This window comes from Cupriavidus sp. 8B, from assembly GCF_054589115.1.
In genome coordinates this window covers 1-9,701 of record NZ_BAAILO010000423.1, presented here as the reverse complement: position 1 = coordinate 9,701, position 9,701 = coordinate 1, and the positions used below count along the sequence as shown (strand labels likewise).

General features: G+C 61.5%; 9 protein-coding genes. 2 read left to right on the top strand and 7 right to left on the bottom strand.

The genetic code is table 11. The features are described from left to right. Positions 1 to 18 precede the first annotated feature (18 nt). Positions 19 to 888 carry a tyrosine-type recombinase/integrase gene (locus ACYP5B_RS39960; protein WP_459573330.1) on the bottom strand — a complete coding sequence of 290 codons (870 nt, stop codon included), beginning with the start codon at positions 886 to 888 and terminating at the stop codon, positions 19 to 21. A gap of 277 nt (positions 889 to 1,165) precedes the next feature. Here ACYP5B_RS39960 and ACYP5B_RS39955 point away from each other — a divergent pair, with 277 nt between their 5' ends. Beyond that, a complete protein-coding gene (locus ACYP5B_RS39955) occupies positions 1,166 to 1,597 on the top strand; it encodes a hypothetical protein (protein ID WP_459573329.1) in 432 nt (143 codons plus the stop codon). 652 nt (positions 1,598 to 2,249) lie between these two features. On the opposite strand, the gene ACYP5B_RS39950 is transcribed toward ACYP5B_RS39955, so the two are convergent. From ACYP5B_RS39950 to ACYP5B_RS39930, 5 genes are all read right to left on the bottom strand, one after another. Next, positions 2,250 to 3,623: an MFS transporter gene (locus tag ACYP5B_RS39950; protein WP_459573326.1), complete on the bottom strand. Its 1,374-nt coding sequence runs from the start codon at positions 3,621 to 3,623 to the stop codon at positions 2,250 to 2,252. 240 nt (positions 3,624 to 3,863) lie between these two features. Beyond that, entirely contained in the window at positions 3,864 to 4,496 is a 633-nt protein-coding gene (locus ACYP5B_RS39945; protein WP_459573325.1) for a pyridoxamine 5'-phosphate oxidase family protein, read from the bottom strand. Next, entirely contained in the window at positions 4,493 to 5,863 is a 1,371-nt protein-coding gene (locus tag ACYP5B_RS39940) for an adenylosuccinate synthetase (RefSeq protein ID WP_459573324.1), read from the bottom strand. The genes ACYP5B_RS39945 and ACYP5B_RS39940 overlap by 4 nt, the downstream gene beginning before the upstream one ends. 3 nt (positions 5,864 to 5,866) lie before the next feature. Then, positions 5,867 to 6,331 (bottom strand): RidA family protein, encoded by a 465-nt coding sequence (locus ACYP5B_RS39935; protein WP_459573323.1) that lies wholly within the window; start codon positions 6,329 to 6,331, stop codon positions 5,867 to 5,869. A gap of 149 nt (positions 6,332 to 6,480) precedes the next feature. Then, on the bottom strand, positions 6,481 to 7,266 hold the full coding sequence (locus ACYP5B_RS39930) for an AraC family transcriptional regulator (protein WP_459573322.1): 786 nt from the start codon (positions 7,264 to 7,266) through the stop codon (positions 6,481 to 6,483). Positions 7,267 to 7,405: 139 nt separating this feature from the next. On the opposite strand from ACYP5B_RS39930, the gene ACYP5B_RS39925 reads away from it, so the two are divergent. After that, positions 7,406 to 8,266, top strand: coding sequence for an alpha/beta hydrolase (locus ACYP5B_RS39925; protein WP_459573332.1), 861 nt, complete (start codon positions 7,406 to 7,408; stop codon positions 8,264 to 8,266). Positions 8,267 to 9,220: 954 nt separating this feature from the next. On the opposite strand, the gene ACYP5B_RS39920 is transcribed toward ACYP5B_RS39925, so the two are convergent. Then, on the bottom strand, positions 9,221 to 9,643 hold the full coding sequence (locus tag ACYP5B_RS39920) for an SRPBCC family protein (protein WP_459573331.1): 423 nt from the start codon (positions 9,641 to 9,643) through the stop codon (positions 9,221 to 9,223). Positions 9,644 to 9,701 lie beyond the last annotated feature (58 nt).

Sequence of the window (9,701 nt, the reverse complement as noted above, 5' to 3'; positions counted from 1 at the left end):
AAAGGAGAATGCCAATGTCTAGCGCCCATGTGACAAGTCCACGACAGACTGGGGGTCCCAGTGAACACCGGACATAGTTCCGCGCGGGAGATAGTCCAGCTTCTTATGCCCGAGCAGTACCTGAATGACGCGAATATCGACCTTCTGTTCGAGCAGGTGGGTGGCGAAACTGTGTCGCAGCGTATGCATGGACACGCGCTTATCAATCTGTGCATCCTGGGCGGCGGCATGGATGGCGCGATTGAGTTGCCGGACACTGAGCGACTCGATCGGATTGAGGCCCGGGAACAGCCAGCCTCCGTCGAGCATCTTGCCCTGTGCGTGGGCGACACGCCACCAGACGCGCAGTCGTTCGAGCAGCACTGGCGAGAGCATGGCGTAGCGGTCCTTGCGGCCCTTGCCCTGTTCGATGCGCAGGGTCATGCGTTCACTGTCGACATCGGTCACCTTTAACGCCACCACTTCGCTTGCGCGCAGGCCGGCGCCGTAGGCGACCGCGAGCGCGGTCTGGTGCTTCAGGTTACCGGCGGCGGCCAGCACTCGGGCGACTTCGTCGGGGCTGAGTACCACTGGCAGGATGCGTGGCACTCGCACCGGACGCATCTTGGCCATGCGTTGGGCATCGCCGAGAGTCACTTCAAAGAAGAACTTCAAGCCAGTGATCGCGGCATTGAGCGAAACCGGGGAGATGCCGTGATCGACCAGATGGAGTTGATAGCGCCGTAGGTCCTCGGTGCTGGCCGTGTCGGGCGAGCGTCCGAGAAAGACGGCGAACTGCCGCACGGCGCGGAGGTAGTGGGTCTGGGTCTTGTCCGAGAGCTTGCGCATCCGCATGTCTTCGATCATGCGCTGGCGTAGCGGGCTGATGGTAGGCGTCGCGACTGACATGGCTGTGCTCCTGTCGAGGTTCGAGGCGAATTGCCTCGGTCCTCAACATAGGAAACAGCGCTGGCGGTTGAGTCACTTTGCGCTTGGCCGGAGGGTTACCGCGCGAGCGGTTTAGTCCCCTGGCCGGGAGCGGCCGGTCTCCGCGGTATGCCGGCGTCTAACCGCCTTCATCCAAGCCCGAGATGGAGTCCTATGGTAAGGTTGGCGGGATGAGTTTATGGACTTCAACTGGTGATGCATGAGCCACACCTATGTGGTGCCGGCAGAGTGAGGCAGCGTGAGTGATGCGAAGCAGGAAACGCGGCGCACGCTGCGGACCGAGAGAGTTTCAATCAGCAGGGCTTTGCGCCTGAGCGTGCCGCCAGAGGCCAGGCCTGCGCCGGTCAACGGGAAAGACTGGCTGCGGCAGAGGAAAGAGCAATTGCAGGCTGCCCGTGCCGCTGCCAAGCAAAGGCGCGATTTACTAAGAGCCGAAATCATGTCGGCCGTGCAAGATATTGCCCGAGAGGAACGCACTGCTGCGCGGCTAGAAGCTGAACGCCTGAGGGCGGAAGCCAAGGCCGCGCGGACCTACACGCGGGAGGACGCGCGCGCCGCCGCTAAGTTCGAGCGCGGCCAACCAACCCGCTCGGCGTCCAGACGAAAGACGCTTGCTAATGAGGAACGCAAGCTGGTCTCTTACGCTGATCTGTTGCGGATGCGTGGGTGATCTGGCGGAAGCCCGACAGGGCAGACTGCCGATCGGTTTCGTGGAAAGCGGCGTCGATCTCGTGATCCGAATCGACGCGTTGTCGGACAAGCGGCGGAACGCGCGGTGGACCATGTCGAGCCGGCGGTTGCCCTGCATTCGCTACCAATCCGATGTAGCCGTTGCCCTCTTCTGCCGTTCGGTCCCACGCAGCCTCAACGGCAGCTTCCAAGGTGAAAGGGAAATTTGTGCGGTCATGTCGAGCGGCAAGTGCTCGGCGAAAGCCGGCACTCGCCAAGTCATATTCCCCGTCCCGACAACCTCGGATGACCGGCTTCAAGCCACCACGCTGCCGTGCCGCCCCATCGTTGCATTGCATGGCTGTCGGTGGCAGCGAGATACTGGATCACTCGATCGAGCAACCATAGAGTAATGTCAGCCAATTCCGCCAGTTTCATCGCCAGGTGCAGATCCTTGCTGACCACATTTTGAAGTCAAGCGAACGCGGCCGCGGATCGGGCCAATGCCTCGTAGTAGCTCTTGCAGGTCAGCAAGGTGGAAACCTGGCGAATTGGATGCTCGTTGCAACGACACTACAGTCGACAGCAGGACCCCGGGCAGTAGCAGCCGCCACCCGAGGCGGTCTCCAGCAGACAGCACGCCGCCGACCTCGTCATTCGGCAATGGTCTCCAACGCCTTCCCTCGCGTTTCGATGCCGAACCTGTACACGATCAATGCCGCGGCAAGGAAGCACAGCGCACCGAGACAGAACACGCCAGCCTGACCGGCGATCGGCAATACCAGCCCGACCAGTGTCGGCCCGAGCAACGAGCCGATCCGCCCGACGGTCGACGCCATGCCGCAGCCGGACGCTCGCGCCCGCGTCGGATAGAGCTCGGGCGTATAGGTATAGAGCACCGCCCACATGCCGAACATGAAAAACTGCATCATGCCGCCCGAAATCAAGAGCGTCATGGCGTCCGGATTGGAGCCCGCGACCTTTCCGTAGAGGAATACCATGCAGGCTCCGCCCACGAGCGTGGTCACGCATGCAGGCTTGCGTCCCCAACGCTCGACGGCGAACGCCGCCCAGAGGAAGCCCGGAATGCCGCCGATGGAAATGTAGACCGTGTAGAGCACGGATTGGCTCACGCCGAGCCCCGACTGCTGCAGCAATGCACCAATCCACGTGTTCAGGCCGTAGAAGCCCAGCAATGCGAAGAACCACAGTCCCCAGACCGTCAATGTCCGGCTCCGGTACTCGCGCGACCAGAGTACACGCAGACCAGAGGTCTCCGGCTCGGCAGCCGACAGAGCAGGCATGATCTCCGGCAGCGACGACAGCTTCAGTTTCCGCATGACCGCTTTCTCGATACGATCTACGATGCCGGCGGCCTCTTCGTGACGGCCTTTCGATTCGAGCCAGCGCGGCGATTCGGGGACATAGCGCCGTACGACGAACAGAAAGAGGGCGGGAGTTGCCCCCAGCAGGAACATCGTTCGCCATGTGTAGGCACTGAGCACGTAGTAGGACATCAGGCCGGCACAGATAAAGGCGATTGGCCAGTTGCCGTCCATCAATGCCAGATACTTGCCGCGCTGGCGCGCCGGGATGAACTCCGACATCAGGGTCTGCGCCAACGGCAGCTCCATGCCCATACCGAGCCCGAGCAGCAATCGATACGCGGCTAGCACTTGCGGGCTGTCGGCGGTCGAACAGAGATAGCTGCCTACGCCCCAGATAATCATGCTGACCTGGAACACCGGCTTGCGGCCGAACCTATCCGCCAGCACGCCGGAACTTAGCGCACCGATTCCCATCCCTACGAAACTGGCGCTCCCGAGCATACCGGCCTGCGCGGACGTCAACCCGAACTCGGTGCGAATCGACCCCAGTAGATACGTCATCATAGCCAGGTCGAGATTATCGAAGAAGAACGCCAGCGCAATGATGGCGAAGAGCGATCGGTGATACCCGCACACCGGCAACCGTTCCAACCGGTCTCCGGTGCGCACGCGCATCAACTCGAGAGGGGTGAGCTTCATATTGTCTCCAGTAGTTCTTGTGCCGGCACCGGGAGTGCCGGCCGAAAGCGATAGCGCAATGCCGCGGTATCGCTTGCTACTGTCGCGTGGATGCGTTTCCGAAGCGCGTGCCGGAACGCCAAGCTCTATCTTGCAGATGCCATGGAATATTGCCGAAGCAGGATGGCTTGAAAAAATGAAAAGAGGTGCCCGAGCACCCCTCCTGTCATGCGACTTGTAAAGCGAAATTTGGAGCGATAGCTATCGTCCTTCCCGGTCGAACTTGTGAGGGTCGAACGCCTCCGGTGCCAATCCGGATAGCGTGGCACCTGCCTGGAAGGGATAGCGAAGATACGGCGCCTTGGGCTGTCCGGGCGGAGAGTACTGTCCGTCGCCGAGGATGCGCTTCTTTGCAGTCATTTCGCGAATCTCGCATCGATACGCCACGATCTGATTGGCCGCGCCATCCTCGATCGGCGAGTAATCCTTCTCGGGGCGGAACTTGTCGAGTGCCTGATACTGGTGCGCGCGCACCTCGTCCGTACTATCGCGTAGTACAACCACGCAGCGGGCGATGACGCTGTAGTACTCCAGGCTCGTATTCTGGCCCTTGGGTGCCTTAAGCAGCGCGACGGGCCGGTCGATTTCGATCGTGACCAGTGGATTCGCGCGGATCGCGGCGGCGAGCTTGCCGAAGCGCGAACTGTGTATCAGGAACGCGTCGCCGGTAAAGGTGAAGCTCTGCGCGGTGACGTAGGGGTACGGCGTATCGTGGACGGCGACCCTGCAGATTAGCTCGTCCTTCAGAAACGCTTCAATCGCTTCCCAGTCGCTCCATGCTAGGTCGGTCCGACGCATGGCGCTGTCGAGATAGGATGGTGTTGTAGAGGTCATTTCATATCTCCATGCTGTTCTTCAAACATGCGCATCTGCTCTCGCCCAGGGCCCAGTCCGATCCCCCGCAGCGGCCGGCCGATGACCTCTTCCACGCGTGCGAGCAGAGCCACCAACTGCGGAGGGAGCGGAGCAGTGGGATCCTGCGGAATCGCCGCTTCACCGAAGGCGGGGAAGCGGATGGTATGCCGGGCACCGGTATCGCCCTGACCGACCATGACCGGAATGCCTTGGTCGGCGCACCGGGCGAATGCCGCCAGGCTGTCGCATTTGTTCAGGAAGATCTCGTCGATGCCGAACTGCTGCACGGCGAGCCGGAGCTGCGCGAGATCTAGCAGTCCGACGCGGCGCGGCCTGCCGGTTCCGGTGCCGTACTCGTTCGACAGCATGCGAAGTGCCATGCCGATGCCGAACTCGTCGTCCCCGGCGAGTAGCACGAGGGCGTTGGCCCCAGCGGCTTCGTCGGTCTTGCCGCGTCCCGAACGCGCGGCGTCGGCGCAATAGCGCTCGGATCGTTCTCCCCCGAGTTCGGTCGGCAGAGGTCCGCCGCCGACACGCGAGACGATCGCCTTGGCCACGCCGATCGTCTTGCGGTGGTACTTGCACGGCAAATCGCCACCCACATAAGCATACGAGGGCAAGGTATGGCTGGAGGTGACCCACGGCTGATCGCCATGTACGACGTCGAGCATCACGGACTGCGCGCCCTCGAAGAGAACCCTTGCCCCCTGTTCCACCCGATGCGGCAGCCAGAGTGGATCGTCCGTCACGAACAGCCGCACGACGTCCCACGCTTCGCGCATCCGGTTTGCGGCATTGGCGAACTCGCCTTCCTCGCGCAATGCGGCAGCCCGATTCAGCGTTTCGAATACCTCGTCGGCATCCCGCAACAGGTCCCGAAGCTGGAAGGAGGATCTCTCACCGTCGTGCATCCGGATTGCGAGGTCCGCGTAGCAGGGCCCAATGCCGTTTCCCGTCGTGCCGATTTGTCCGCCTTCATTGCGATCGCGCAGCACGTGGACCGGCTGGACAAGTGGGCATCGGTCGCTGATCGTCAGTCGACCGGCGAGATCGATCCCGTAAGCAGCGAGCATCCCGAGCTCGCTTGCCAGTTGCTGCAAGCCGATGACGCAGCCGGATCCGATATAGAGTGCGACCCGCCTATGCAATACCCCGGACGGGATCTGCCGCAAGCGCAATTCCCCGCTGGCAGTGACGATCGTATGACCCGCATTGGCACCGCCGTTGAAGCGCGCGATCACGTCATAGGCGCCCGCGAGATGATCCACGACTCGCGCCTTTCCTTCATCGCCGTATTGCAATCCGACCAGGACGTCGGCGTACCCGGCTCTTGTCTGTGTTCCCATCGCTCAGGCATCCAGGACAAACGTGGCTTCGATCTCGACTGGCGCGTCGAAGGGCAGACTCGCGACCCCCATGGCCACGCGGGCATGACGCCCCTTCTCGCCAAAGATCTCGTTAAGAAGCTCCGAAGCGGCGTTGATCACCGCGGGCGCGTCATAAAACCCGGGCTGCGCCGCCACGTAGCCACCCACTCGAACGATGCCCCGGATCCGCTCGAGATCGCCGTCCGTTGCGGCCGCGGCCCAGCCGAGCAGATTGACCAGGCAAAGCCGTGCTGCCGCGCGGGCATCTTCCACGGTGACTTCTCCAGGTACCTTACCGACGAATTCGGGCTTTCCGCCTTTCAGCGGCAACTGCCCCGACACCGTCAGGAGGCCGTTGTGTACTGTGTACGGCACGTACAGTGCCCTGGGGGTTTCGGCGGCGGGCAGAACGATCCCGGCCGCCTCGATACGATCGATGACTGACATGCTGACTCCTCGATTTGGACAAGTACCGACGGAGAAAGCACGCTGTCGCAACCGTCGGCCCCCTGACTGTGCCGTACGGCTGAGATGGTGACCGGCGTCCCGACGCCAGTTACTGTCGCGCAGACGCCAATCCAGCCTACGGGGCCGCGTTAGTCACCTGCGACATCCCGGAAATACTCGGTGGGCGTCATACCGAGCGCCCGGCGGAACATGGCGCTGAAGGCGCTGGGACTCTCGTATCCGAGCTGCAATGCGATGTCGGTCACGTGGCATCCCTCCGCCAGGAGGCGAACGGCAGCCATCAGTCGCGCCTGCTGTTTCCAGCGGCTATAGGTCAGGCCGGTCTCTTCGGGAAAGAGACGAATGATGGTGCGCTCGCTGGCGCCGACGAACTGGCTCCACTCCTGTACCGAAGTCTCGTCGGCAGGATCGTCGAGGATCCTTGCGCAGATCTTGCTCAGCCGGTTGTCCTTGGGCATGGGCAAGTGAAGGGGGACCACGGAGAGGGGGCGCAGCTCATGCAGCAGAAGCTGGACCGCTAGGCCGTCGCGTCCGTCCTGCTCGTACTCGACCGGCATGCGCACGACGGCGGAAATCAGTTCCCGGAGCAGCGGCGGCACCGCAACGACGCAGCACGTCTGCAATTCCGCCGGGATGGCGTCCTCGCGAATGTAGACGGTGCGCATCTCGACGTCGCCGCAAGCCTGCATGGCGTGCCGGACATTGCACGGCACCCAGACGGCGCGCTGGGGAGGCACGACCCATGAGCCATAGTCGGTTGATACCGAGATGGCGCCGACGTAAGCGTAGATGAGTTGGGCGCGAGGATGTGAGTGCGTGTCGATATAGAAGCCGCCCGCAAGGGTGCGCGCCATCCCGCCGATTGGCCGGTCTATGGCCTGATAGTCGTCCCGGTTCTCGCTCTTTCCAAACATGGCATCTCCGCGATAGTCGCTGTCATCTGCTGGCGCGCGAGGATCTGGCGCAGGCAAGTATCTTTGGTCGGACGCCAACGAGCGTCGCAACTTGCAACAGGAATCAGCCGATCGATTCCAACAGTCTGGAGCCAATGTAATGTCAGTGTATCGAAACTTCAATCAGGAAGAGCTGGACAAGCAGTACAACGTCAGGGCGGGAATTCCCGGCTTCCAGGACATCTTCCAGACTTGGGCGAAGGTCAGCGAGGACTTCCGCCGGACCCATCCCGTCATGGAGAGTCGCGCGTATGGGCCCGACGCCAAGCAGACGCTCGATTTTTTCCCAGCCGCCAACAAGGACCGTCCGCTATTGGTCTTCATTCACGGAGGATACTGGCAGTCTCTGGACAAATCCGACTTCAGCTACATTGCCTCTCCCTACCTGAAGCGCGACATCAACGTTGCGGTGGTCAACTATCGGCTGGCGCCGGAAGTGGGGATGTCGGAGATCGTCCGCGACAATCGCGACGCGGTGATATGGCTCTATCGCAACGCTGGGGAACTCGGCGGCTTCGATGCCAACAGGATCTATGTCTCGGGGCACTCCGCTGGCGGACATCTCACAGCAATTCTGGCGGGCACCAACTGGGAGAACCTCGGCGTTCCGGCTGACGTGCTCAAGGGCGGTTGCGCGATCAGCGGGCTGTACGACCTCGAACCGATCCGGCTTTGCTATCTCAACAAGGTGGTGCAACTGACCGAGGCGGACGTCGCCGCCTACAGCCCCGTCGCTCATCTGCCGAAGGTGAGGCTGCCGATGATTCTCACCGTGGGCGGCGATGAGTCGCCGGAATACCACCGGCTCCAGCGCGAATACCAGACGCTACTGGAAGCGCATGGCTTCGACGTGCAGGTGGTCGAACAGAGGCGAGGCCACCATTTCGACGCTGTCGACCTGCTTGGTGACAGCAATGGCGCCCTTTCCGCAGCGGTACTGCGCTTGATCGAAAGCGCTTGATGTATTCCCTGCCGACTTGAAGCCGCATCTAACTGCACAGTGGCTGTCCTTCGCTCATTGGTCACATGCGACCGAGGTCGAAGGAAGCGAGTAGTGATCGAGGCTATTAAGGAGGATTTGGCCGCGGACGCGGCAGCACGCACGGAGTACCGTAACGGTGCAATACGGCGTCCAGTCCAGTGGACTGTTTCTATCTAGAATGGCTTGAGGGCGGACTTGTGTCCAGTCTACGGTGATTTCGTCCTTGACGAGCGCCCACTCACGTCAACGATAACAATACGCCTTGTTTCTTCCCGCAGTTGGTGGTGGCTCCGCGCAGTCTTTGTGGAGCCACCACCTTGCTCTCGAACTTGAGCCAGGCTCCTCGTGGGGCACGTTCCGTGCACAGGTGGAGTCCATCAGCAGCCGTTCTCGGGCGTCGCAACCTCAATGAGTGCTGCCATGAAACTGGCCCAAGAATCGGCCCAATGGCGGAAGTGGCCGACAAACCAATGAGCTCCGTCGACGCGCAAATGTCCTTGAAGCGACGCTCGAGCGTCTGGTTGGACCCGCAGGCCGACGGCCGTAACTGGCCGTACTCGGCCGCATGCCTTCCGGGCGACAGCGATCGTCGCTGACCGACCCGTTGCTGCCATTCGGGTCTCCGCGACGGCAACGTCCGTTCTCGAAGTTTAACTGCCATTCGTTCACGTAGAAATGCCTGCCGCTCGTCGGCCTATTCGGACGTCCGCCAGTTCCTGAGCAGCCATTTACAACGGACAAGTCAATTGTTGCTTCATGGGCTACATCGACTGTCACGGTGACAGCCGATCGCCCTGCAAGCCTGGTGGATGCGTGTTGACGTGGTCCTTAAGTTGCTGGACTTGTGTGGAGCCGGGAAGGCGGCAGATACCTGCTCGCCTTGCGAGGCAAGCGCATCATGACCGGATAAGGGATGGCATTGGTACGCCGATATCATTTACTGGGAATCTCACCAACGTAGATCCGGCGCAGATAATCCGCCATCGCCGCAAACCGCCGTCGGGATTCACGCTCGAAGATCCATGCCGCCAGCGGGTCAAAGATGCGCAGGAATGGCCGCAGTTTGATGTTGAACGTATAGATCAATTCTGACTGCCCTGCCGCAATATCCCGGTGGCGCATCGACGCCGCCCAGAACTCGATCAGACCCGAGGGGCAAACACTTGCTGCTGCCGCAATCTCAGAGGGGCGGTATTTCACGAACTGCGTACGCATCCTGAGACTGCGCATCCAGCCGCGCCCCCTGTTGGCGGCTATCGCTCCGATATAAGGATGTGTACCGCCGCCTTCAATATGCGCGGATGAAATCAGGGTATCCCAGGGCGGTTTCAAGTCCCAAGTGCAACACCCCGTCAGTGAATTGAAGTTGGGGGATGAGAAACTTGTTTGAGCATACGAGCGAACACCTCGAGTG